The 26939-nt window shown below is 45.9% G+C and carries 19 protein-coding genes and 2 riboswitches; of the genes, 15 read left to right on the forward strand and 4 right to left on the reverse strand.

All coding sequences use genetic code 11. From position 1 onward, the window contains the following. Positions 1 to 21 precede the first annotated feature (21 nt). Positions 22 to 477 (forward strand): nuclear transport factor 2 family protein, encoded by a 456-nt coding sequence (locus tag AC1DCV_RS25535; RefSeq protein ID WP_477025828.1) that lies wholly within the window; start codon positions 22 to 24, stop codon positions 475 to 477. Between the two features lie 40 nt (positions 478 to 517). On the opposite strand, the gene AC1DCV_RS25540 is transcribed toward AC1DCV_RS25535, so the two are convergent. Further along, positions 518 to 1417, reverse strand: coding sequence for an AraC family transcriptional regulator (locus tag AC1DCV_RS25540; RefSeq protein ID WP_477025829.1), 900 nt, complete (start codon positions 1415 to 1417; stop codon positions 518 to 520). 350 nt (positions 1418 to 1767) lie between these two features. Between AC1DCV_RS25540 and AC1DCV_RS25545 the strand changes: the two genes are divergently transcribed. The 7 genes from AC1DCV_RS25545 (at position 1768) to AC1DCV_RS25575 (ending at position 12214) form a co-directional block, all read left to right on the forward strand. After that, complete coding sequence (locus AC1DCV_RS25545) at positions 1768 to 4899, forward strand: glycosyl hydrolase (protein ID WP_477025830.1); 3132 nt, start codon at positions 1768 to 1770, stop codon at positions 4897 to 4899. A gap of 13 nt (positions 4900 to 4912) precedes the next feature. Then, positions 4913 to 6334 carry an arabinose isomerase gene (locus tag AC1DCV_RS25550; RefSeq protein WP_477025831.1) on the forward strand — a complete coding sequence of 474 codons (1422 nt, stop codon included), beginning with the start codon at positions 4913 to 4915 and terminating at the stop codon, positions 6332 to 6334. 54 nt (positions 6335 to 6388) lie between these two features. Further along, positions 6389 to 6596: riboswitch (cobalamin riboswitch) on the forward strand. Between the two features lie 123 nt (positions 6597 to 6719). After that, entirely contained in the window at positions 6720 to 8750 is a 2031-nt protein-coding gene (locus AC1DCV_RS25555; protein ID WP_477025832.1) for a TonB-dependent receptor, read from the forward strand. A gap of 11 nt (positions 8751 to 8761) precedes the next feature. Then, on the forward strand, positions 8762 to 9913 hold the full coding sequence (locus tag AC1DCV_RS25560) for a YncE family protein (protein WP_477025833.1): 1152 nt from the start codon (positions 8762 to 8764) through the stop codon (positions 9911 to 9913). Positions 9914 to 9931: 18 nt separating this feature from the next. Continuing rightward, on the forward strand, positions 9932 to 10876 hold the full coding sequence (locus tag AC1DCV_RS25565; protein WP_477025834.1) for a hypothetical protein: 945 nt from the start codon (positions 9932 to 9934) through the stop codon (positions 10874 to 10876). A 307-nt stretch (positions 10877 to 11183) separates the two neighbouring features. Continuing rightward, positions 11184 to 11639, forward strand: coding sequence for an excisionase family DNA-binding protein (locus AC1DCV_RS25570; protein ID WP_477025835.1), 456 nt, complete (start codon positions 11184 to 11186; stop codon positions 11637 to 11639). After that, complete coding sequence (locus AC1DCV_RS25575) at positions 11639 to 12214, forward strand: PIN domain-containing protein (RefSeq protein ID WP_477025836.1); 576 nt, start codon at positions 11639 to 11641, stop codon at positions 12212 to 12214. Before AC1DCV_RS25570 ends, AC1DCV_RS25575 begins: the two co-directional genes overlap by 1 nt. Before the next feature lie 58 nt (positions 12215 to 12272). Here AC1DCV_RS25575 and AC1DCV_RS25580 read toward each other — a convergent pair whose 3' ends face one another. Both AC1DCV_RS25580 and metE read right to left on the reverse strand, forming a co-directional pair. Further along, positions 12273 to 12659 (reverse strand): acyl-CoA thioesterase, encoded by a 387-nt coding sequence (locus AC1DCV_RS25580; protein ID WP_441574538.1) that lies wholly within the window; start codon positions 12657 to 12659, stop codon positions 12273 to 12275. A gap of 22 nt (positions 12660 to 12681) precedes the next feature. Beyond that, entirely contained in the window at positions 12682 to 15114 is a 2433-nt protein-coding gene (gene metE, locus AC1DCV_RS25585; RefSeq protein ID WP_477025837.1) for a 5-methyltetrahydropteroyltriglutamate--homocysteine S-methyltransferase, read from the reverse strand. Positions 15115 to 15211: 97 nt separating this feature from the next. Then, positions 15212 to 15415: riboswitch (cobalamin riboswitch) on the reverse strand. Positions 15416 to 15559: 144 nt separating this feature from the next. Here metE and AC1DCV_RS25590 point away from each other — a divergent pair. The 7 genes from AC1DCV_RS25590 (at position 15560) to AC1DCV_RS25620 (ending at position 26028) form a co-directional block, all read left to right on the forward strand. Next, complete coding sequence (locus AC1DCV_RS25590; RefSeq protein ID WP_477025838.1) at positions 15560 to 16432, forward strand: SDR family oxidoreductase; 873 nt, start codon at positions 15560 to 15562, stop codon at positions 16430 to 16432. A 220-nt stretch (positions 16433 to 16652) separates the two neighbouring features. Further along, positions 16653 to 17396 (forward strand): RNA polymerase sigma factor, encoded by a 744-nt coding sequence (locus AC1DCV_RS25595; protein WP_477025839.1) that lies wholly within the window; start codon positions 16653 to 16655, stop codon positions 17394 to 17396. After that, positions 17306 to 18508 (forward strand): FecR family protein, encoded by a 1203-nt coding sequence (locus tag AC1DCV_RS25600; RefSeq protein ID WP_477025840.1) that lies wholly within the window; start codon positions 17306 to 17308, stop codon positions 18506 to 18508. Before AC1DCV_RS25595 ends, AC1DCV_RS25600 begins: the two co-directional genes overlap by 91 nt. Before the next feature lie 126 nt (positions 18509 to 18634). After that, entirely contained in the window at positions 18635 to 21988 is a 3354-nt protein-coding gene (locus AC1DCV_RS25605; protein ID WP_477025841.1) for a TonB-dependent receptor, read from the forward strand. Between the two features lie 20 nt (positions 21989 to 22008). Further along, the gene (locus AC1DCV_RS25610) at positions 22009 to 23538 is read left to right on the forward strand and encodes a RagB/SusD family nutrient uptake outer membrane protein (protein WP_477025842.1); all 1530 of its coding nucleotides are present in this window, start codon (positions 22009 to 22011) and stop codon (positions 23536 to 23538) included. Positions 23539 to 23577: 39 nt separating this feature from the next. Next, on the forward strand, positions 23578 to 25011 hold the full coding sequence (locus AC1DCV_RS25615) for an aryl-sulfate sulfotransferase (protein ID WP_477025843.1): 1434 nt from the start codon (positions 23578 to 23580) through the stop codon (positions 25009 to 25011). A 21-nt stretch (positions 25012 to 25032) separates the two neighbouring features. Continuing rightward, a complete protein-coding gene (locus AC1DCV_RS25620; RefSeq protein ID WP_477025844.1) occupies positions 25033 to 26028 on the forward strand; it encodes a c-type cytochrome in 996 nt (331 codons plus the stop codon). A gap of 66 nt (positions 26029 to 26094) precedes the next feature. On the opposite strand, the gene AC1DCV_RS25625 is transcribed toward AC1DCV_RS25620, so the two are convergent. Continuing rightward, positions 26095 to 26892 carry a DUF4382 domain-containing protein gene (locus tag AC1DCV_RS25625; RefSeq protein WP_477025845.1) on the reverse strand — a complete coding sequence of 266 codons (798 nt, stop codon included), beginning with the start codon at positions 26890 to 26892 and terminating at the stop codon, positions 26095 to 26097. Positions 26893 to 26939 lie beyond the last annotated feature (47 nt).

The raw sequence follows: 26939 nt of genomic DNA on the forward strand, positions 1-26939 counted from the left end.
CATTATCTTAGTACAAAAAAAATGCATCGGCTATTCTATCTCACCCTGTTTATCATGATCCCTGCATTTGTGCATGCACAAACACCCGCAGATGCGATCAAAGCTTCCATCAATCAACTATTTACTGCCATGCGGAACGCAGACAGCGTGGCTATCAAAGCTTGTTTTGCACCCGACGCCCGGCTGCAATCTGTATCCAAAGACAAACCCCTGCAAACAATAGCCATTGATGAATTTGCAGGCCACATTGGCAAACTCCCCCCGAATGCGGCAGACGAACGGATTGTGTTTGAGCAGATCCATATAGACGGCACACTGGCGTCTGTATGGACTCCTTATCGCTTTTATTTCAAACAGCAGCTTAACCATTGTGGCGTAAACTCGTTTCAAATGGTACAATTGGATGGGGTATGGAAAATACAATACGTGATTGATACCAGGCGCAAAGATGATTGTGCAGAAGAACCTGGTAAATAATTTAAACACCGGTATATGAATCAGACTGCCACACGGCTCCTCATGATACCGGTTTACGACTTCTTTTACGAAATACGGCTGGTGTAAAACCAGCCTTTTGTTTAAAGAAAGCAGTGAAATAATTGGCCGACTCAAAGTTCAGCTCATAGGCAATTGCTTTGATCGTTTTACCGGAACTCACCAGCAAGTCCTTCGCCTGTTGCAGCCTGATCTGCTGCTGGTATTGGGTAGGCGACAAACCTGTGTATTGCTTAAACATACGCCGGAACCAGGAATAGCCCATGTTCAGCCTCCGGGCCAGTTCTTCCGGCGAAATACTACCATCCGGATGCTCCCGCATCAGCAGTCTCGCTTTCTCAATTTTTGTGACAATCTCTTTATCCTGGAACTGATTATTTTTTGTGGTGAAGTATACCGCTCCCAGCATATGCATGGCAATGCCGGATATGGCCTGCTGAAAACCGGCACGCTCCTCTGCCGCCAACGCTATTACCTGTTTAAAAAGATCCAGTAACTGCTCATTAAATCCAATATGATGCAACGGCGCGTCCCTGCTGAAGAAATGATGCCGGATAACCTGGTCTGCTACTACTCCTTTGAATCCTATCCAGTACGTATCCCAGCCACTGTCTGTTTTAGGCCGGTAGCTATGCCATTCATTCGGAAAAAGCAACAGCATAGTACCTTCATCAACGTCTTCATTTTTCAGTTGCCCGGAGCTGAAGCGACCCGCCCCCCGGGTAATATAGATCAACTGGTATTCCTGTAAAATACGACCGGTATCAGGATTGAACCAATAACGGGAAGGATGATCTTTCGATGGATACCTGCTGTCAGGTGATACCGACTGGTAGCCAACCGTAGTAACAGTTAGTCCCCAGTTGATGTCATCTTCATTAACGGTCAAATACTTAATAGGTGAATCCTGGTATTTTTTCATGGTACAAACAGCGTTTCATGCAATGGAATGGACGGTAGGTACAACTGAATCAAAAATAATGATAATCGGGGTATTTCCGTCTGTTTAAATTTCCCTTCATCCAGCGTACAGGCATCCTTTTTCCTTTATTGTACTGGTATACGGGCAAATACCGGCAAAAACTACCACTTAAAGTGTATACCCTACTGATTGTGTCAGAAAACGTACTTTTTAAGTCAGATCCAGTACCTCATTCGTTTACTTTCTGAATAGATTTGTACAGTTGCCGCACCATCACTGACGCAATGCACGTTGTAGAAAAATCATCAGCTTATTACCAGAGAAATGCTCCCTGGTTTAAACGTATACTTATGTACCTGAAATTACTTCATCGTCTTTGGTTACCCATTATAGCCGCCAGTTTCCTGCTCCTGCTTTCCTGGAAAACCGGTATAAAGTCGCCGCCACCCGGCGAACATAGTTTTCGCTTCCTCCAACAACAGTTTGTATCACCCGATAAACAATTTGGCAGCGCCCCACTATGGGTATGGAACACCAAAGTAACCCGCCCTGTTATCGACTCCATGATGGCCGGGTTTAAAAGCCATGGCTTTGGCGGCGTGTTTGTTCATCCACGGCCGGGTCTCGTGACGGAGTACCTCTCGGACGACTGGTTTGATATGTGGAGCTATGCCGTAAAAAAAGGAAAACAACTGGGACTGGATGTATGGATATACGATGAAAACTCCTACCCCACCGGTTTTGCCGGCGGGCATGTGCCCGCTGAAATGCCTTCTTCCTATAACCAGGGGCAAATGCTCCATCTGGAAAAAATAAATCAACTACCGGAAACGGATACACGATATTTTATTTGCCTGAAAGAAGAAGATGGAAAGTTTGAAGACATCACCGGCAAACAAGCTGCAGAAAAGGGTAAAAAAGGCAACTACTATGGCTTCAGCAAAGCTTATTACCATAGGTCCGACTGGTATGGAGGCTACTCCTATGTAGACCTGATGGCACCTGGTGTTACAGAGAAATTTATTGAAGTCACCATGAAAGGTTATGAAAAAAGTGTAGGCGCCGACTTTGGCAAAACAGTACCCGGCATTTTTTCAGATGAACCTAATATAGAAGTACAGGGCGGCGGCAATATCCGCTGGACACCAGACCTCTTCTCCCACTTCCGGGCAACATGGGGGTATGACCTGGAGCCACATTTACCCGAACTATTTGAAGAAACCGGCGAATGGAAAAAAACAAGACACCACTATTTTCAAACATTACTCCAGCTCTTTATTGATCGCTGGTCAAAACCCATGCACGCCTATACAGAGCAAAAAGGATTGCAATGGACCGGCCACTACTGGGAACATGGATGGCCCAACCCTAATAGTGGACCCGATAATATGGCCATGTATGCATGGCATCAGCGCCCGGCCATTGACATGCTTTTTAACCAGTTTAATGAGCAAAGTCCTAATGCACAATTCGGGAATATCCGCTCCGTAAAAGAGCTGGCCAGTGTAGCCAATCAACTCGGCAAAAAAAGAACGCTCTGTGAAACCTATGGTGGTGGCGGATGGGAGCTCACCCTCATGGACATGAAGCGACTGGGCGACTGGGAGTATGCACTTGGCATCAACACCCTGAATCAACACCTCGCTACCATGACGCTCACCGGCGCGCGCAAATATGATTATCCACAATCATTCTCTTATCAGAATCCGATGTGGCCTTACTATACGCAGCAAAACCAGTACTTCGCCCGTTTATCGCTGGCCCTCTCCAGGGGACAACAACAAAACGATGTGCTCATACTGGAGCCTACTACCAGCGCCTGGATGTATTTTAATTACGACAGATCCAATCCGCGGATCACGGCAATTGGCAACCAGTTCCAGGCATTCATTACACGCATGGAAAAAGCACAGATAGAATATGATCTGGGCTCTGAAAATATTATCCGGGATCATGGCAAAATATTACAGGATCAATTCATAGTAGGAGAACGCGCCTATCATACCGTCATCATTCCACCGGGCATGGAAAACCTCGACAGCAGCACCTTTCAGCTACTGCAACAATACACCTCTGCTGGTGGAAAAGTATTGGTGTTTGAAAAGCTGCAATATATTGATGGCGCATCCAATGCCGCCCTTGACAAATGGTTGCAGCAACCAACAGTTACGCATATACGGGAACTGAACCAATCAGTGATACAACAATATATTCCTTCTCCCCTGATCAGTTTTCCGGAGATAGATACCACACAGGGCGATCTCTATCATCACCGCCGCCGCATGGATGACGGACAACTGTTATTCCTCTCCAATGCCAGTGTACATGAAAATGCCAGCGGACAGGTGCGGATAAAAGGCAAAGATGTTATACTGATGGACCTGCACACCGGCCGCATCCTGGATTATCCGGCCACCGCAGATAACGGCTATCTCACTATTCACTATGACCTGCCACCCGCAGGCAGTATGCTGTTATTCGCAGGAGATCAACCCATGCATAACGGCACCGCCTACACGGCGCCCTGGACCGGCACACCGGTAAAAGCCACACCTCTCATTATTCAGCGCCTTTCACCCAACGTACTCAACATCGATTTCTGCGACCTCCACATCGGCGACAGCACCTACAACGATATACATGTACTGAAAGCAGCAGACCTTACGTTCAAACATTACGGATTCCGTAACGGCAATCCATGGAATACTTCCGTACAATACAAACGAAACATTGTACAACGGGATACTTTCCCTGCCGGTAGCAAGGTAAACGCCATATATCATTTCACCATCAATGGCGCAGATAAAAGTCATATGCAGGCAGTAGTAGAAAGACCAGACATATGGAAAGTAAAGCTGAACGGAAAACTACTAACACCTGTAAAGGGGCGATGGTGGCTGGACAAAGACTTTGCCGTGTACGACATCAGCAATAGTAAACCCGGAGAAAACCAACTGGAAATAATCGCTGCTCCCATGCGTGTTTTTGCAGAGATAGAGCCGGTATATATCATCGGAAATTTCAACCTGGCACCCGTGGCTAAAGGCTGGGAAATTACTAAAGCCGCCCCGCTTTCCCTCGGCAGCTGGCGGAACATGGGCATGTCTTTATATGGTCACAGTGTAGCCTATACGAAACATTTCCGCGGCTCAGCCGGTAGCAACTACCAGGTAAGACTAAAGGAATGGAAAGGCACTGCTGCTGCTATAAAAGTAAATGGTAAAGCCGCAGGAGTCATAGATATTCCTCCTTATACCGCCGACATTTCTTCGTATATGCGGGAGGGTGACAACACCGTGGAAGTGATCATTACAGGTAGTTTGAAAAACACGCTCGGGCCACATCACAATAACCCTCAACCAGGAATAGTGTCGCCCTGGCATTTCGGGAATGTAAAACAGCATCCCCCCGGAAATGCCTATGACACCTATGACTACGGTATGATGACTGACTTTGACATTGAACAACGTGCCCGGCACTAAATAACGGAAGGATATGATAAACATTAAAGTGGGATTATTCGGAATTGGCCTCGCTACCTACTGGTCGCAGTTTGAAGGATTAAAGGAAAGACTGGAAGCCTATCAGCACCAAATAGCGAGGCAGTTGGAGAGCGATGCCGTTACGGTACTGGATGCGGGCCTGGTAGATTCCGTAGATAGCGCCAGAGCAGCAGCAACTCTTTTTAAAACCAACGATGTCAGCATCATCTTTTTGTATGTATCTACTTATGCACTATCGGCCACCGTATTGCCGGTAGTACAAAAAGCCAAAGTACCGGTAGTGATCCTCAACCTGCAACCGGTGGCCGCCATCGATTACGAGTGGTTCAACGGATTAGGCGACAGGGGCCTCATGACCGGGGAATGGCTCGCCAACTGCCAGGCATGCGCTGTTCCGGAAATCGCCAACGTATTTAACCGTGCCGGCATTCCTTTTTACCAGGTAACCGGCACGCTGGACGATGCGGAAGCATGGCAGGAAATAGCCGACTGGAATGAAGCTGCTGCAGTAGCCGCCGGCATGCGGAACAACCGTCTCGGTGTGTTAGGCCATTACTATAACGGTATGCTGGACATCTATTCCGACCTTACCCTGCAGGCAGCCACCTTTGGCGGACATATCCAACATCTTGAAATGTGCGACCTCGCCGCTTTTCACCAACAGGTAACACCCCCCGAAATACAAGATAAAATACAACAGATCCACCACGAAATGGAAGTACTGGAAGAATGTCCACCACAGGAGATTATACGCGCCGCCCATACTGCTGTAGCCCTGGATAAAATGGTGGCGCATCATCAACTGGGCTCCCTCTGCTACTACTACGAAGGCACGCCCAATGGCGAATATGAAGATCTGATTGCTTCCGTTATCACCGGCAACTCCCTGCTCACCGCTCACCAGGTACCGGTAGCGGGTGAATATGAAGTAAAGAACGCACAGGCCATGAAGATCCTCGACCTTTTCCAGGCGGGCGGCTCCTTCACAGAATTCTATGGTCTGGATTTTAATGCCGGCATTATCCTCATGGGACATGATGGCCCCGGTCACCTGGCAATTGCCGAAGGCCGCCCCCTGTTGAAACCATTAGGTGTATACCATGGCAAACCCGGTAAGGGCTTGTCTATTGAAATGAAAGTAAAACATGGCCCGGTCACTTTACTATCTGTAGTAGAAACCCACGAAGGCAAATTAAAATTGCTGGTGGCAGAAGGCGATTCGGTGCCGGGCCCTATTTTGAAGATCGGTAATACCAATAGCCGGTACCGGTTTTCACTGGATGTAAAAACATTTGTCAACAACTGGAGTAAAGAAGGCCCTGCGCATCACTGCGCCATTGGCATCGGCCATATAGCCGGTAAGATTGAAAAACTGGGAAATATACTGGACATCGCTACCGTAAAGGTATGCTAACGAAGCAGATACCACCCCTCGCCCCCTTTCGTTTTGAATCAACAGAATAATAGCCTACTTTTGCTCCGTTATGGTTTATCCATGTCCACTCCGGGCATGAATAATTAAAAGGGAACATGGGTGAAAATCCCGGACAGTCCCGCTGCTGTAAGTCTCATACAATGCTAAGGCAACACCACTCAAGGCCACTGTTGATCATTCAATGGGAAGGTCGCCGAAAGCAGAGATAAGTCAGAATACCTGCCATACAACTGATTTTTGAGCTTTCGTGGAATGAAGCTTAGGGATAAATGCAGGCTACAGGATGTTCCTGTACACGTGCGCTTTCCTAATTATTTTTTCTCCTGTCGAAGGCTGTTGATGGAATATTAACAGGTTTAAAATTATGCGTTTCACTGAACAAGCCTGTTCACTGACTAAGGTATGCTTCTATGTGATGGCCTTCATCATCTGGCCGGCAACAACCATTAAAGCACAGCAGGCAGATACAATTACCACCAAAGATCTCCGGGAGGTGTCCGTCACCGCATCGCGGACAGGCAAAGAAATAAGCCCCGGGCAAAAATTGCAGGCAAAAGAACTCAGCAGACTGGGCAGCCATTCTGTGGCAGATGCGCTCCGCTTCTTCTCCGGCGTGCAGATCAAAGATTACGGTGGTATAGGAGGCCTGCAAACAGTGGATATCCGCAGTATGGGATCCAACCATACCGGTGTATTCTATGATGGCATTGAACTCGGCAATGCCCAGAACGGACAGGTAGATCTGGGTAAATTTTCCCTGGACAACATGGAAGAAATCGCCTTGTATAACGGACAAAAAAGTAACATCTTTCAACCGGCCAAAGACTTCGGATCTGCCGGTTCCATTTATCTGACTTCTCTCAAACCTAAATTCGCTCCCGGAGAAAAAACACATATAAGAACTACCATTAAAACAGGCTCCTTTGGTTTGTTCAACCCTTCCCTGCTCTGGCAACAAAAAATCAGCGACAAAATATCCGCCTCCTTCAGCAGCGAATGGACCAGCGCTACCGGCCGTTATAAATACACTTACGCCAAATTCGACTCACTCAAAAATCTGGCTTACGACACCAGCGCCTACCGCAAAAACGGTGATGTTAACGCCGTACGGATAGAAGGCGGGCTCAATGGCGTGATGAAAGGCGGCGAATGGAGTACCAAAATATATTATTATAATGCTGAAAGAGGATTGCCTGGCTTTATTGTCAACAATGTATTCGGGCATATTGACCGCCTTTGGGATCGCAACCTGTTTATCCAATCTTCTTTCCGTAAAGAAATTACGAAACGCTACAGCATCCTGCTCAACGCCAAATATGCCTATGACTATACACATTATCTGGCCCTCGATACCGCACAGTTTCGGGCAAACAACCATTACCGCCAATACGAAATGTATTTTTCCATGGCGCAACAGTATGCACTGACAAGCTGGTGGACCATCTCTCTTTCCGGCGATTTTCAATGGAATAAACTGGATGCCGACCTGAGAGAATTCAGCTATCCTACCAGGTACACTACCCTCATAGCAGGTGCTTCTGCTGTCAACTTTAAGCGATTCAGTGCACAGGCCAGTCTGCTGGGAACTTTCGTGAGTGAAACTGTAAAACTAAACGCCGCGGCTCCTTATCAGCAGAAATTTACCCCTGCTGTATTTGTTTCCTGGCAACCATTACCAACACCCGATATACGCCTGCGTGCCTTTTATAAACGCATCTTCCGCATGCCTACGTTCAACGATCTCTATTATACCGAAATCGGAAACCGCTTTCTGCAACCGGAGTTCGCCACACAATATGATGCAGGCGTCACCTGGAATAAATCGTTCACTGGTAAATGGTTTACACAAGCCGGCGTAGAAGTGGATGGATACTATAACGAGATAACAGACAAGATTGTGGCCATACCCGGACAAAATCAATTTGCATGGACCATGATGAACCTGGGTAAAGTAAAAATTAATGGCCTCGATGTAAAAGCAAATGCAGGCTGGCGCATCAAACAGCAACTGAATATGCTGTTAAGAGCCACCTATACTTTTCAACAGGCATTGGATTACACCAATCCAACAAAAACTTTCTATCGCCAGCAGATTGCCTACATTCCCCGCCATAGCGGCTCACTCATACTGGGCGCCGACTTTAAAAACTGGGAAGCCAACTACAGCTTTATTTATACAGGAGAAAGATATAACGGCAAGGATAATATACCGGAAAACTATGTACAACCATGGTACACAAGCGACTTATCCCTTGGCAAACAATTCAACTATAAACGTACCCACGTTCACGTAACTGCACAGGTAAATAACCTCGCCAACCAGTTCTATGAAGTGGTACAAAGTTACCCGATGCCCGGTAGAAATTACCGCTTCATTTTAGCGGTCAATATTTAATCTGAAATGCCATGATGAAACAATTAAAGAATACATGTTTACTGGTAGCAGCCATTGGTATGATCAACAGTGGTTGCAGAAAAGACGCCACCATTGTACCGCCGGTACTCACGCCTGTTACCGCACCAGATCCCAATGCGCCCTACGTTGGCATCTATATGCTCAATGAAGGCAACATGGGCAGCAACAAAGCTTCCCTGGATTACTTCGACTATACCACCGGCTTTTATAAAAAAAATATCTACGCAGAAAAAAACCCTACAGTAGTGAAAGAGCTGGGCGATGTAGGTAATGACATTCAGATTTATGGCAGTAAACTATACGCCGTCATCAACGTGTCCAACAAGGTAGAAGTGATGGATGTAGCCACCACAAAACGCCTGGGAAAAATTGATATCCTCAACTGCCGCTATATCGCCTTTGCTAACGGTAAAGCCTATGTGAGTTCTTATGCCGGTCCCGTGAAAGTGGATGAAAATGCGCCCATCGGATTTGTGGCAGAAGTAGATACCAGTACCCTGCAAGTTATCCGTAAAGTTATTGTAGGTTATCAGCCGGAAGAAATGGCAGTAGTAGGCAACAAGTTATATGTGGCCAATTCAGGCGGTTACCGCGTACCCAACTACGACCGCACCGTATCAGTAATTGACCTGCTTACCTTCACCGAAACTAAAAAAATTGATGTAGCCATTAACCTCGACCGGCTAAAGGTAGACAGCGATGGCGATATATATGTGACCTCCCGCGGTGACTACCGGAAAACTCCGTCTAAGCTGTTTGTGATTGATACCAAAACAGACGCAGTAAAGAAAACATTCGACATAGGCGCCAGCAATCTCTGCATCTCCGGCGACACCGCCTATGTATATGGCTCTGTATTCAGCTATAATACCGGCAAATGGACGATCACTTATAACATGATCAATGTAAAAACGGAGACGGTACTTAACACAAATTTCATTACAGATGGCACTGAAAAGAATATCGAAATGCCCTATGGCGTTATCGTTAATCCAGCCACCAAAGAAATTTTTGTAACAGACGCCAAAGACTACGTTTCCTCTGGCACCTTATACTGCTTCGATAAAACAGGAAAAAAGAAATGGTCTGCCATCACCGGAGATATTCCGGGACATATGGTATTCGTAAAATCCAGTAAATAATCACACTAATTTTATATTATGAAAAGAAAATTTCTACTCGCAGGTATCATGGTGGCTGTAATCATCAGCAGTTGTTCCAGGAGCAAAGATGAAGTAGTGACACCCGATCCGGAACCAACCGGCCCTTTTTTAAACAAGGTTACTAAAGTATTTGAATATTTTCCTGCACCCGGACAGTTCACTAATGGCCTTCCTGTATGGAAGACAGGTGATGACGCCAAAAAAATGGCTGACTATGCGCTGACAGCCCTCGCCAAAGAAGAGATGATTTCCCTCGGTGGTTTTGGTGGCTTCGTAGTAATGGGCTTTGATCATACCATCAAAAATGTACCCGGCGAATATTCTTTCATCGTACTGGGTAACGCATTTAACAATTTCGCAGAACCAGGCGTGATCTCTGTTTCAGTAGATGCCAATAAAAACGGCCTCCCGGATGATGAATGGTATGAAATTGCCGGATCTGAGTATAATAGCTCTAAAACCATTAAAAATTACCAGATCACTTACTATAAACCAGATGAAGGTAAAGTTCGTACTACTGACCCTGCGGATCCGTATACCAGCGACAATACTTACATTAAATGGAAAGACAATCAGGGCCAAAGTGGATACCTTTCCAGGAATATATTCCATGACCAACCTTACTACCCTCAGTGGAAAGGCGATAGCATTACTTTCACCGGCACCCGACTGACAGATAGCAATATCAAAAACACCTCCAGTGATCCCGAGTCGCCTTATTATGTATGCCCCGCATTTTCGTGGGGTTATGCAGACAATGCACTCAATGATGATAACGATGCAAAAATAAAGCTGGACTGGGCTGTAGATAAAAAAGGCACCCCGGTTAAACTGACAGGTATCAACTTCATTAAAGTGCATACCAGTCAACGTGCAGAAGCTGGCTGGCTGGGCGAAATATCCACAGAAGTGTTGGGTGTAAGAGATTTGAACTTAAAATAACAGAATACCATACTCCTATTGTAAGAGAAGTCATCCCGGAATAATGGGATGGCTTCTTTTTTTGCTAACAATAGTTTACATCCAATTATCGAATTATTATAACGAGAACCCTAACCTTTTATGTACAAACAATGGACAATTCCCTTTAAAGATTGGGGTCTTATATTCGTGAATCCTAATAAAAATTCATTCTTCAGGAAATTCATAATAACTAACAATCAATGATTTATCTGTTATTATTGTAATAGTTATTGTTTCGTTTATTTCGTTTACGTATATTTGGATATAAACAAAAATAAGCAGCGTAATGGAAGCCATCATAGAGAAAACCACCAAAAAAGATCAGCAGATAGCCAGATTTCTTATTGATGAAATGCACGAATTTTCTAAAGAAATATTTGGTACCAGAAATAAAAGTATTGCGATCAGAATAGATAATAAAAAGAAAACGTTGGAGATTCCGGCGAAGGCGTTTAAATTATTCTACGCGATACTCGATAATATGGCAGATGGAAAGTCAATCACCATGTTTTCCAGTGATGCAGAAATCAGTACCCAACAAGCGGCAGACCTTTTAAACGTATCGAGGCCACATGTAGTAAGTCTTCTAAATAAAGGAGAAATTCCATTTACCAAAGTGGGCACGCATCGGAGAATTCTGCTAAACGACATTATTGCATATGATAAAAAGCTACAAAAAACCCGAAACAGTAAGCTGAATTTTTTAGCGAAACAGGCGCAGGAACTTAATATGGGATACTAATGATCAATTCAACTGGATTGGTAGCTGTGCTAGATGCGAATGTGTTGTACCCGGCTTCCGTGCAGGATATCTTATTAAATCTGGCAGCGGTTAAACTATATCAACCGAAATGGACAAACCAGATACAGGAGGAGTGGATGAGAAACCTGTTAATAAACAGCCCCAACATTTCACACAAAAGTCTCAAAAGTGCTCAGACCGCCATGAACAAGGCATTCCCGGACGCAGCTGTGTCTTCTTATGAGTCACTCATCGCCGATATAGTATTACCGGATAAGGGCGACAGACATGTACTGGCTGCTGCTATCAAAGGTGAGGCGAAGATCATTGTTACTAATAACATGAAACACTTTCCTGTAAAATACCTGAAGCTGCATCATATTGAAGGGCAGACACCCGACAAATTCATCAAACATCTGCTCTCGTTGGATAAAACCAGGGTACTTGACGCATTCCATGCACAGGTGAGCAGATTAAAAAATCCACCGCTGTCAGCCAGCCAGGTACTCGCTTCCCTTGAAAAATGTGGACTAAAGAGTAGTGCGGGCATAATAAAGTCTTTGCTGAAACTTTAGACTATCTAAATATAAAAAGACGTCTCATATTTTAATGAGACGCCTTTCCACTTTCCGACTAACTATTTACCGGTACCGGATGCTTATCATCTCCTATCGCTACCAGGCTGAAAGTGCCTGAAATAGCCTTCTCCCGGCTGTCCGAATACATCTCTTCGATATACAGTTCTACCAATACTTTCAGGCTGGTATTGCCCACTTCTGTTACCTTGCCGATCAACTCCACAATGGTACCTGCAGGAATGGGTCGGGTAAAATCTATTTGCCCGGATGATACCGTCACCATTTTTTTTCGTGCAAAACGGGTAGCGGTAATAAATGCTACTTCGTCCATCAGCGACATCGCAGTGCCTCCGAAGAGTGTATCGTAATGGTTGGTAGTACTGGGAAATACCGCTTTGAATATTCTTGTCTCCGAGTGAAGAATCTTTTCCTCCATAGTCATAATCGTTCCGTTTTTATTGTTTTTACAAAGCGGCCTTTTCTCTCATCACCAAAGCAGCTTTTACCATATTCGTTAAAGCTACTTTGGTTTCCGGCCATTTACGCGTTTTTAATCCACAGTCAGGATTCACCCACAGATTCCTTGCCGGCAATGCTTCCACCGCTTTTTCCAGCAACGAAATCATTTCTTCTGCAGAAGGTTGTCTGGGTGAATGTATATCATATACGCCAGGGCCAATTTCATTCGGATATTTGAAATGCGCGAAGGCTTCCAGTAATTCCATTTGCGACCTGGATGTTTCAATCGTGATCACGTCCGCATCCATCGCAGCAATGTGTTCAATGATATCATTAAATTCACTGTAGCACATATGCGTATGAATTTGTGTTTCGTCTTTCACACCACTGGCAGCAATACGGAATGCCTGTACTGCCCATTCCAGGTATGCCGCCCAGTTTTCCCGGCGTAAGGGTAACCCTTCCCGGATGGCTGGTTCATCGATCTGTATCACTTTAATACCTGCATTTTCCAATGCCACCACTTCATCACGTATAGCCCAGGCAATCTGGTTTGCGGTAGTGGATCTTGGCTGATCATCTCTCACAAAAGACCATTGTAAAATAGTAACAGGACCGGTGAGCATACCTTTCATCAGCTTGTCGGTATTGGCTTGTGCAAAGCTGCTCCAGCGTACCGTCATGTCTGCCGGACGGCTTACATCACCAAAAATAACCGGTGGTTTTACACAACGGCTGCCATAACTCTGTACCCAGCCATTTTTTGTAAACAGGAATCCATCTAACTGTTCGCCAAAATATTCCACCATGTCATTGCGCTCAAATTCGCCGTGCACGAGTACGTCCAGGCCAATTTCTTCCTGCCAGCGGATCACTTCTATGGTTGCCTTTTCTATGGCGGCATCATATTGTGGTACTGTCAGTTCTCCTTTTTTCAATCTTGCTCTTAACTGCCGGATATCATCTGTTTGCGGGAAGGAGCCAATGGTAGTAGTCGGGAATAATGGCAGGCCAAACTGTTCCTGCTGTATGGCCTGACGAATGGTAAAGGCACTTTTCCTGCTGGCATCACTCAATGTAAATGCTGCTACCCTGTCTTTTACCGCTTTACGATGAATAAGCCCTGATGCCCCACGGTTGCGGATCGCGTCCTCATTGGCAGCCAGTAGTGCTGTATTTCCTTTTACAATATCCCGCAGCTCCTTTAATTCCTGCAGCTTTTGTTTGGCGAAGGCCATCCAGTTTTTTATTTCGGGAGATATCGCTGTTTCGTAATCCAGATCACAGGGAACATGTAAGAGGGAGCAGGAAGGCGCAATGGCGACTCTGTCTTCCCCTAAAACTTTAATAGCCCTATGTATAAATGCTAATGATTTTGTGTAGTCATTCTTCCAGATATTTCTGCCGTCAACTACGCCCAGAGAGAGTTGCAATTTGCTGTCGGCGATCTTTGTCTGCAATACATCTTCCAGTTGTGCCGGACAACGTATCAGGTCCAGGTGCAGTGTCTGCACCGGCAATGCCAGTACTGCCGGCAGGTGTTGGCCATAACATTCAAAGTAGGAAGCCAGTACAATATGTAACTGCGGGAAGGCAGCATGTATTTGCGCATATGAATCGGTAAGTACCTGCAATGCTTCCGCAGAAAGATTGAGTGATAAGCAGGGCTCATCCAGTTGTACCACGGTGGCTCCGGCCTTCGTTAACAGGTCAAGCACTTCCAGGTACACCGGCAGCAATTTATCTATCAATGATAACCGGTTAAATCCTGTTTCTTTTTCTTTACCCAGTAACAGGAAGGAAACGGGTCCCAGTAATACCGGCTTGGCAGCATAGCCTGCATTCTTTGCTTCCAGGAACTGATCCACCACTTTGCGGGAAAACAGGTGGAAGTCCTGGCTGGCGGTAAATTCAGGAACAATATAGTGGTAGTTGGTATCAAACCATTTCGTCATTTCCATGGCGGTGATATCATCTCCATCCCGCTGATAACCTCTGGCCATGGCAAACAACAGGTCTGTTTCAGATAACTGTTTTGCAGTGAGGGCCTGGTATCTGGCTGGTATAGCGCCCGTCATCAGCGAGGTATCCAGTACCTGGTCATAATAGGAAAAATCGTTGCAGGGAATCCAGTCGATTCCTGCCTGCTTTTGCAGTTCCCAGTTTTGCAACCGGATGCCGGCGGCGACTTCCTGCAGGGCAGAAATAGTAATGCTGCCTGTCCAGTAGCTTTCGCAGGCCTTCTTCAATTCACGCTGGCTACCTATCCTCGGATAGCCTAAGTTGTGGATAATCATTGCTGATTGTTTAAAAGGTGATACATGATGTTCACGCTCTTGTACATACCATAGCAATGCTTTAACAGGAGAAAGTGTAAGAGAGGAGAAGATAGTACGTAATTGTTGCTGACAGGCATGATCCCCGATGCAATACAGCATTGGTAGACGGACCTTTTTAAAAGCGTCCATCTGTCATACCTGTTCTTAAAAAATTACTACATACCAAAACCTGACCTGCTTCAATCCCCGAAAGCAGTGTCAAAGTGAAATAAAGGCAGGTCTCCTGGCTCGTTTCACTGTTAAACACCTTCCCATTCCTCCAACGGAACAGTGGTATATTGTTTACCAGTTGCAGATAAATTATCTGCGCAAAACTTACAGTTGCGGGACAGCCTGTGATTTACACACAGTTCCCTTTTAATCCCGCTTTTCAGCGGGAACCATTACTTGCTTCGATTGTAATACGTAAAGAACCGGGGGCGAAGATAATAAATCCCGGCAACTATCAAATTTAAGTTCCCGGCCGTTTTACAGCATGATTTCGTTTTCTTACAATGTGGCGCAGTAGCAAAAAGTGAGTTTTACATCATAAAACAAACAAAAAATGAAACAAGCTAACATCCTGATTACAGGCGCCACCGGCAACATTGGTACTACACTGGCCAAACAGTTATCCGCACAAGGTATTCCTTTTCGTGCCATGGTGAGAACAACAGACGATCAGGCCCGCGCACTCCACGCATTACCGGGAGCTGAAGCCGTGATCGGAGATTTTAATAATCCCGACAGCGTGGCCAGGGCATTACAGGGAATAGAAAAAGCTTTCCTGCTCACGAACTCCTCTGAGCAAGCCGAAAAGTTACAAAGTGATTTCGTAGACGTTGCACGCCATGCCGGAGTACAACATATTGTAAAACTCTCCCAGCTGCATGCAGCACCACAATCGCCGGTACGTTTTCTCCGGTATCATGCTGCCGTGGAACAAAAGATCCGCGAATCCGGTATTGACTATACTTTCCTGCGACCTAATTTATTTATGCAGGGACTGCTGGGCTTTCGGGATCCCATCATCCAGCAGGGCAAGTTTTTCGCCACCGCCGGAGAGGCGCCGATTAGCCTGGTAGACATCCGGGATATTGCCGAAATAGCAGCCATCGCGCTCTCCACTCCCGGCCATGCAGGCAAAATATATGATATTACCGGCCCCGAATCCCTCACACACCGGGAATTGGCAACCAAACTGTCTATCGTCCTGGGACGTACCATCAGCTATGTCAATGTTTTACCGGATCAGTTACTCCAGGCTTTGTTACAGGTAGGATTTCCCTTGTGGCAGGCAGAAGGTCTGATCGAAGATTATGCCCACTATGCCCGCGGAGAAGCAGCCGCCATCTCACCGGCAGTGCAGCAGCTGACAGGTCACGCACCCCGCAGTTTTGACCACTTTATTCAGGAATATGCGGCTATGTTTGCCTGAGAGCGAATTTTGTGGGGAGCAGGATTATACTGATTTTTACTCTTTTGATTTAGGAAGATTTAAAAAGATTTGGGAAGATATTAGCGAATTTATCCGCTTATATCTTCCCAAATCTTTTTAAATCAAAAAGTAAAAATCCGGAAAATCAGTATAATCCTGCTAAAAAAAACCGCTGCATTTTATCGCTAAATTCTTATTTTAGCCTTAAATAACGAATCCAGTGGGCAATGAAGAAGCTGTTCTGTTGAAGAAACTGCAGCAAGGGGATGCAGAAGCTTACATAACATTATACAACCAATACTACCCCTCACTTTATACCTACATACTCCACTTTATCAATGTTCCGGAATTTGCGGAAGACGCACTACAGGAAGTATTCATAAAGATTTGGGAGATAAGGGAGCGGATCAATCCTGAACTGTCCTTCAGCGGGTACTTATACCGCATTACCCGTAATCATGTATTTAAATCATTGAAGAAAATAACTGCCGATGAAGCACTCCGCCTGCAGGTCATGCAGGAATTACAACGGCAAACAGAAGATGCCGATACCAAGCTGATATGGAAGGAATATGAAGCATTATTGCACGAAGCAATCCGTCAACTCCCTCCTCAACGGCAAAAAGTGTTCAGGCTATGTCGCGAAGAAAGCAAAAGCTATGAAGAGGTAGCACAGGAATTAGGCATTTCCCGGAATACCGTCAAAGAACATATGGTCCTCGCCATGAAAAGTATCCGGTTTTTCTTCTATACCAATAGTGATGGCCTGCTCCCGGTCTTCTTTATATCCAGTATGATGCTGGACCCCCACCCCGCTGAAAAAATATTTTCGCCTCCACCCACCCTACCTGTCGTTTCCGGGATAGTATATGTATGTCCACAGAAAGAAACGAAGCTTATTACCAACAATTGCTCCTCCGATGGCAACAACGGATATGTACTCCAACGGAAGCCATTGAGCTGATGGACTATCTGCGGCAGGACATTTCCAACCGCACCCTGTTAAATGAATTACAGACCGCATTCCGGCAGGTTAAGCCGGAAAAAGTATTGTTATCTGCCGATCCGGGCGAAAGGGTCAGGAAAGAGCTGTTAAAGCATATACAGGCATCTCCCGTTATTCCTATGCACCAGCCCCGGAAAAATACCGGTATATTCAAACTCGCGGCGGCAGCAGCCATCCTGGTTGGTATGGCTATTCCGGCAGGATATCTCTTGCTGCAGCAGCGGCACACACCCCAACCAGCCATCCTTACGGCGGCACAAACGAAACCTACCACGGACAGTCACAAAGCAGTACTCACCCTGGCCAATGGAGAAAAAATTGTACTCGGCCAGAAAGGCATGCAACAACTGGCACAACAAGGCAACAGTACCATCCGGACAAAAAACGGACAACTGGTATACGAAAAAACAAACGGCGAAGCCAGCGCCCCACTCTATAATACCCTCACTACCGCTGCCGGCGAAACCTATCCGCTGGTACTGGCCGATGGTAGCAGGATATGGCTCAATGCCTCGTCTTCCATACGTTTCCCGGCCACATTTGCAGGCAACGAGCGCAAAATTGCACTCACCGGAGAAGCCTACTTTGAAATTGCCCATGATGCACATAAACCTTTTCGTATCCAGGTAAAACAAATCACAGTAGACGTACTGGGCACACACTTTAATATCAACTCCTACGCAGACGAAGCCACTATCAACACCACGCTGCTGGAAGGAGCCGTAAAAATAAATAGTGACAAAGGCAGTATGCAACTGGCTCCGGGAGAACAGTCGCAGGTAAGCGCCAATGGAACTTTAAAACGGGTGGCCGGCATCAACACAGACGAAATTGTAGCATGGAAAGAAGGCTACTTCCGGTTCGAAAGCGCAGACCTGACCACCGTATTGCGACAATTCTCCCATTGGTACGATCTGGAAATCGTATACGAAGGCAAAGTAAAACCAAGAAAATTCTTTGGTATGATCAGCCGCAGCAGCAGCCTGGTCAACGTATTAAAAATGTTGGATGCAAATAATATTTCATATAGAATAGAAGGAAAAAAACTGATTGTCAGAGGTGATGAATAGTGAACAGCACCTCCGTTTCCGGGTGAATAGTCAAATCAACCAATAGCAGGCGGGTAAGCCAATATAGCACTGAATAAAGTCGATAGAACAACCAAATCATTTATCTAATCAAAACTCAGCACAAGTATGCAATCAAGTACTGTTGCCTGTACCCGGTATGATAGGAGCCGGCGTTCAAACAAACACCTAAAGGTCGGTAAACTACTGACCCTGCTTTGTCTCGCCACCGGTATGCAGGTGAACGCGGCAAAATCACAGAACCAGGTGGTCAACCTGTCGCTCAAAAATGCCACCGCCAAAGATGTATTCCGGGAAATCAACAAGCAAACAGGGCTCAACATCCTGGCGGATGAAGCCTTGCTGGAGAAAGGCGGCAAAGCTAACATCGAGGTAAAGAATATGCCTGTTGGCGAAGCCCTGAATATTTTTATGCGTAACCAACCACTCTCCTACACCATTGAAGGCGGGGCGATTATCGTAAAAAACAAGCCAGCCATTCAGCCGGCCAGCACACCACCTCCTCCCATAGAAATTCATGGTACTGTAACCACCGCCAAAGGACAACCTTTACCCGGCGCTACGGTTACTGTAAAAGGCACCAGACATGGCGCTGTTACCAAGGCAGATGGCAGCTTCAGCATCTCCGCTAATCCGGGAGAAACACTGGAGTTCTCCATGGTAGGGTTTAAACCATGGTCTGTAAAGATAGATGGCACCACCACCACCTTTAAAGTAGTACTGGAAGATGATGTATCTAACCTCACCGATGTAGTGGTGGTAGGGTATGGTACCACGAAGAAAAAGGACCTCACCGGTTCCGTTAGTTCCATTTCCAGCGATCAGATGAACAATGGTGGTGTTACCTCCAACGCTGCCCAGGCCATACAGGGCAGGGCCGCAGGTGTGCAGGTAAGCCAGTCGAACGCCGCTCCCGGCGGGCAAACCATTGTGCGCATCCGTGGTGGCAACTCCATCAAATCTACAAACGAACCGTTGTATGTGGTCGACGGTTTCCCTTCTGAAACAGGGAAGGATATCAACCCAAACGATATCGATGATATACAAATCCTGAAAGATGCTTCTTCTACGGCCATCTACGGTGCCCGTGGTGCCAACGGTGTAGTGATGATCACCACCAAAAGAGGCAAATCCGGCAGAGCAGCCATCCAGTATGACGGTTATTACGGTACCCAGAGGATCGTCAAAGAATATGATAAAATGACCGGCCTGGAAAACATGAAGGTCACCAATGCAAAAGCGATTGAAAAAGGACTCCCGGCCTACTATACGAGTGAAGACCTGGCCAGTGGCCGTAATAACGATTGGTTTAAATTAGCCACCCGTCCGGGCATGGTGCAAAGCCATAACCTGAGCGTAAGCGGTGGTACGGCAGAAGATCGTGTTTCTTTATCCGGCAGCTACTTTAAACAGGAAGGCGCCCTGAAAAACACCAACTACGAAAGATATTCTGTCCGCCTCAATTATGACAGACAGTTTAGCAAACGTTTCAAAACCGGCGCCAGTGTATACGGCTCACATGCATACACCAATTTCAAAACCTATGATGGTAACATTGTTCCCTCTAACGTGATGTATGGTGTATTAACTGCATCTCCTGCCATTCCGGTATACAATGACAACGGGACTTTTGCCCGGTTCAAGGGTAGAGACAATCCACTGGCCTGGCTACTGGCGCCAACCAACGACCGGTACGAAAACAAAATGAATATCAACGCCTATGCCGACTACCAGATACTGGACGGACTTAACTTCCGCGTAAATGGAGGAACAGAATATACTACCACCAAAGAAGGCACCTACCTCCCCCGCGACCTGGTAGACGGTGAAAAAGTAGGTGGTAAAGCCAGCGTAAATGATCTGGCCTATACCCGTAATCTCGTGGAAGGTTATTTTACTTATAAAAAAGTATTCAACGGCATTCATTCCATCAACCTGGTAGCCGGTGCCTCTTATCAGTCAGATACCTATGCAAAACATTATTCACTGGTGCAGAAGTTCAGCACAGATGTGTTCCTCTATCATAACCTGGATGCAGGTACTGAGCGGTTATCCAGCAGTAGCCTGGACATACCTTCTAAGATGGCTTCTGCTTACGGACGTTTGAACTATTCCCTGAATGATAAATACCTCGCTACCTTTACCTTTCGTAGAGATGGATCCTCTAAATTTGGTGGTAACTACCGGTTCGGAAACTTTCCTTCCGGCTCCATTGCCTGGAGAGCCGGTGAAGAAGATTTCATTAAAAACCTGAACGTGTTTTCCAACCTGAAAATCAGGGGAGGTTATGGTCTTACCGGTAACGACAGAATCGGCGATTATATTTATTTGCCCCTGTTTGGCCCCACCAATGTATCCCTCGGACAAGGTAGTGACAGCTATGGAGGTACCGTTATCATCCGTTTGCCTAACGAAGATCTGCAATGGGAAAACACTGCCCAGCTTGACATTGGAATAGATATGGGCTTTTTCAATAACCGCATATCTGCCACTGTAGATTACTATCGGAAAAAAACGAATAAGTTGATCTTTGATATGCCAATCGGCGACTGGAACGGCTTCGCTTCCCATACCGTAAATGCGGGCAGTATAGAAAATAAAGGTGTCGAATTATCCATCACCTCCGAGAATATCGTAAACAGTGCATTTACCTGGAATACCACGCTGAATATTGCTTATAACAAACAAAACTGTCTGGACCTGGGTGGCCAGCCTTATGTAATTACACAAACAGCTAACCTTTACGGCGGACGCGGATTAGACTTCACTAAACTGGCGCCAGGTCAGGAATTAAGTACTATCTATGGTTATGTATATGATGGTGTTATTAAAACCGGAGACGCTCATACTGCGCAACCATCTTCCAAACCAGGCGACCCTAAATTCAAGGATATCAGTGGACCTGACGGTAAGCCAGATGGCGTGATCAACGCTTTTGACCGCACTTATCTCGGACATGCCAACCCGCACTACATCTATGGTATCAGCAACAATTTTGCATACAAAGGTTTTGAATTAAATATATTCCTGCAGGGCGCATTGGATTACAGCTTGTACAATGCTACCAACCTCGTACTGGAATCCGGCCCGGGTAAAGCTGCACTGAACAGATGGACCACCACCAACGAAAACACGGATATCCCAAGAGATGGTTATGCAATCGCTTATGGTGGCCTGATAAACTCCCGCTTTGTGGAAAACGCTTCTTACCTGCGTTGTAAGATGATTACACTCGGCTATAATGTCCCGGTAGCCAAAACCTTTTTGAAAAAATTGGCCGGTATTAAGGTATATGGCTCCGTACAAAACTTATTCACTATCACTAAATATACAGGATCTGACCCTGAGGTAAATACGAACCTGAACAGCAGCGGCAGCAACGCTAACCTTTCTTCCGGATTGGATTATACTGCTTTCCCGGCTTATCGCACTTTTACCATGGGGCTTAAATTAAATTTCTAAACCTGTAAATTCCGGAACAAATGAAATACGCATATATCGCATTAACCACCCTGCTGCTTGGCGCTACTTCGTGTAAGAAGATGGTGGAACCTAAAGTGTACAGTAACCTCACAGCCTACAATGCATTTCTCACCCTGAGTGATGCCAAAGCAGCTGTGAATGGTGTTTACTCAAGACTCAAACAACCCAGTGGCAGATCAGATGCATGGATGTACTATGCGGGCTTCCAGGTAACCATCTCAGACCTCACCACCGATATCGGACACGCCAGCTCAGGCGGTGACGTAGGCCTGATGGCCGACTGTCAGTGGGCGCCAGCGAATACCTATCTTGCTTTTGCCTGGCAACACCAGTACAAACTGGTAACGGATGCCAACATCTCCTTATACTATATCCCCAAAATGACCAGCATCACAGCTGCACAAAAGGATCAGTTCACAGCAGAACTCCGGTTCCTGCGCGCACTGGGCTATGTGGATCTCACAGATGCCTTTGGTCCGGTTATTATGGTAACAGAAGAAACGGTCGCTAAAAATACCACGCAACCAGACTACGAAGCACCCTTGCCAACCACACCTGTTGCCGACGTTAATAAACTCATCATCGGCGATCTCGAATTCGCCGCACAACACCTTCCGGTTAATTACGAGAGCAGCGACATTTACAGCACCAAAGATATTGGTCGTGCTACCAAAGGCGCAGCGATGTCTTTACTCTGCAAACTGTATATGCGCGAACATGAATGGCAAAAAGCGCTGGACCTCACCACAGAAATCATGAAGCTGGGCTACGGACTATATCCTACCTATGCCGGTTTATTTGCAGAGAAAAATAAATGGTGCCAGGAAAGTATCTTCAGCGCATTAGCAGATCCGCTGAACGATGCTGTGGAAATCATGAACCACTTTGGCCCCATCAACAATCCTGTTGTAACAGACAGATGGCAGTACTTTGCTGTAACCTGGTATTTCTGGAACACCTTTGCAGCCAACGACGACCGTAAACAAATGTTCTATTACGACTATATGGGTACAGATGATCTGCACTACATGCAGGCCCCGGCCGGACAAACCACTCCGCCCAAAGGCTTCTATTATATGCCGGATGTAGCTACCACTAAATTTGCAGATCCTAAAGGCTCTACTACCTATTACGATGGACACGTGTTCCCGATTCTCCGTTATGCAGATATCCTGCTGTGCAGAGCGGAAGCACTGAATGAACTGAATGGCCCTACCGGCGAATCCATTACGCTGATCAACCAGGTAAAAGCCCGCTCTCATGCCAACGCTTTAGGTGCTGCCGGCACTTTTACCAAAGCAAGCTTACGTGACGCTATCCTGCAGGAACGCGGCTGGGAATTCTTCTTTGAGTGCAAACGCAGACAGGACCTGATCCGCATGGATAAGTATCAAAGCACCGTAAATACGTATCTTACAGCGGTAGGAAAAGTACCTTCCATCAATATTGCTAAAGATAAATACTTCCCTTATCCACAGGCACAGGTAGATCTCAATAAGAGCCTCAGCAACAGTGACCGTCGTCAGTAATAGGGAGAGGATCTTTTTTTAAATTATTCAATATTGCAAATGAAAAGATTGAATAAAATACAACGTATGCTGCCATTGGTTTCAATGGCAGCTGCGTTTTTTTTGATGCAGGCCTGCAATAGCGGAGGGAACGACATCACTGAAATCACCCTTAATCCGCAGGGACAAAATGCCCTCAAAGTAAAGGTGACCGTGCAATGCAACGACACCGTAGATGCTGCCGTGGAATACTGGCCCAAAGGAAAAGAACAGCAACGCACTACTACTCCACTGTCGAAACATCAGCTGCGGCATACGATTGTACTCACTAACCTGCAGCCACTTCAAAGCTATGAGTACCGCATATTAACCGGCCACAACAAAGATTTGTACGGCAGCAAAGTATACACCTTTAACACCACCGATGTTCCTGTGTGGATGAAAGATGTGTTCAACGTAGTATGTCCGGACAGCTCCGTTTTACCAGCGCCTTTCAGACAGGGCTATGTAATGGTGTCCCGCCGCGATGATCCCGGCGTATTGTTTTTGTTAAATGCCAAAGGACATATCGCATGGTATCACCAGGTAAGCGGTACCGGTTTTAAAGTAGCAGGTTTTACCCAACAAAACACCCTGTTGTCTCTCTTAGGCGGCCCGGCTTACGAAACCAGCTATGGCGATGAAATACTCGAACTTTCTCTAACCGGCGACACCCTGGCCGACCTCAAAAAAGGAAGGGATTTTAAACCCACCATCCACCACGAAATCTTACTGAATAACAACAATGAATTTGTTACGCTTTTTGTGGAAGAAAAAATAACAGACCTCAGTAGCAAAGGAGGTAGTAAAACAGATACCGTCAGAGGAGATGGCATCCTGGTATTAGACAGACAAGGCAAAGAAGTATGGAAATGGACAGTATTTGATGCACTGAATCCGCTGGACGATAAAAATATCTTACGGGAGAAAAAAGACTGGATGCACGCCAACTGCGTCACATTCGATAAAGATGGTAACTACCTCATTTCTTTTTATAACAATGGACAAATCTGGAAGATAGATGCCCGCACCGGCAAACGCCTGTGGGCGTTCGGCAAAGGCGGCGATTTTGATATGCCGGCAGATGCCCTGTTTGACCAGGCGCATGCCGTTCATATCAATAAACATAATGAGCTGATGTTTTTCGACAATGGCGTCAGCAAAAAAATATCCCGGACACTGGCATTTAAAATAGATGAAAATGGAAAACAGGCACACCTTGTCATCGATACCAAATTGCCGCCGGAAAATTATAACGAAAGAATGGGCAGCAGCTACCTGGTAGGTGACAGCGCCTTACTACAATGCGCCACCAAACGCAATACCGTTATCCTGACCAATTTACAGGGCAGGTTCCTGTGGCTGATGAGAACAGGCATGTCTTCCTACCGGGCCTCATTTATTCCGGCAGAGAAACTGGCGCCTTATATCACGCAACCGGGATACGCACATTAATGTCAACCAAAAAAACAACACATGCGCAACTTAATAGTGATTAGTCTGATAGGCATAGGTGGATTTGCGATGATTTCTTCCTGTGGCTCGGCTGTGGAAGGCAAAACAACCACCGCTGCAGCCGTTACCTCCGCCGATAAATATATTACCATAGATACCACCCTTATTCCTCATGACGCCTTTGGCGAAGCAGTACGCTATGGCAGGGAACTGATGATGAACACGGCCCTGTATATAGGTCCGGATGGCAGCGCAGGAAAATACCTGGGCAACAAAATGAATTGTACCAACTGCCACCAGGACGCAGGTACCAAAGCTTTTTCTTTCAACCTCATGTCTTCTCACGATAACTATCCCCAATACCGGGGCCGGGAAGGCAAAGTGCTCACGCTGGCAGAAAGGGTCAACAACTGCGTGATGCGTCCACACAACGGTAAACCGCTGCCACTGGACAGCAAGGAAATGGTGGCTTTTTTGTCGTACTTCAAATGGATCAGCAGTTTTGTGCCAAAAGACAAACCATTTAAAGGAGCGAAAAATCTACATGTTACCTTTCCTGACATGGCGGCTAATCCACAACATGGCCAACTGTTATACCAGGACAACTGCTCCCGTTGTCACGGTCCCAATGGTGAAGGACAATGGAATGCAGATAAAAGCACGTATGTATATCCGCCACTCTGGGGCAGTACAGCCTATCAACCCGGTTCAAGTATGCACCGCGTAATCAAACAGGCAGAATGGCTGAAAAACAATATGCCTTATGATAAAGCAGTACCCGGCAAACCTTTTCTTACTGATCAGGAAGCATTGGATATTGCCGCTTTCGTAAACAACGACCAGATTCACTCCAGACCTGATCCAAAAAGTTTTGACTATCCCCATGTAGCAGAAAAGGCGATTGACTATGACCATGGCCCGTTTGCAGATACCTTTTCTGTAGCGCAACATAAATATGGTCCTTTTCCTCCTATTATCAGCTACTGGAAAGAGAAGGGATGGAAAGCGATTTATTAATAACTCATAAAAAGAAAGCGGTTGACCACTAATCTGGTCAACCGCTTTCTTTTTATGAACTACTTATTACTTCAATGTAATAGTACCCACATTGGATACTTCTCCTGTCTTAACCGATACAGCAGCAACAGTTGTATCTTTTAAAATGCCGTCACCTGCAATAGCAACATTATAAGTGCCCGTATTCAAACCGGCTATAACGTATGCACCGGTTAATACATCAGGTATTGCAGCTGCAACCGTATCAGTATTCTGTATAACAAATACTCCTCTCACATGCAGCAGCGGCAATGCGATTCCTTTAATGGTTCCGCTTGTAGCCGCAGTATAGGTGCGGATCACCGGCTTCAGGATGTACTTGTTACTACCGGTAGTAACAATAGAGCGGCTGGCGTCAAAATCCAACCACAAACGATATTCGATGTCAGCTACCAGGTCAGCATGTATATTCAGTTTTAAACCAGACTGCTGCGCTGATGGCGTTTCCAGTGGATAAGCCACGCCTTTTATCACTACACTGTTGTTCGCACCCAATATTAATCTGATCTGGGAAATTTTACCAGCAGGTATTTCTTTTGATGCAAGTAAGGTATCTAATCCATTCCTGAAACTCAGGAGATTATATACACCTGGACGCAGTATGGGAAGAGATTGCCAACCCGAGCCCGTTGCAGCATCTGCGGAGGCATTTACCTGGATGTCTCTGATATCAATATACACTGCATCATAAGGAGCAGGCGCATCTGTCAGGTATACACTCAGTCTGGAATTGACTCCACTGGAAGAGTCATTTTTGCTGCAAGCATTTAGAAATAGCAACGATGCTGACACCAGCATGAACGTGGCAAAGAAATGGTTTTTCATGATTAAAAATTGAATAACAGTTTTCGGTTAATATTGATAATTGAGCT

The sequence above is a fragment of the Chitinophaga sp. 10T418 genome (assembly GCF_056394125.1).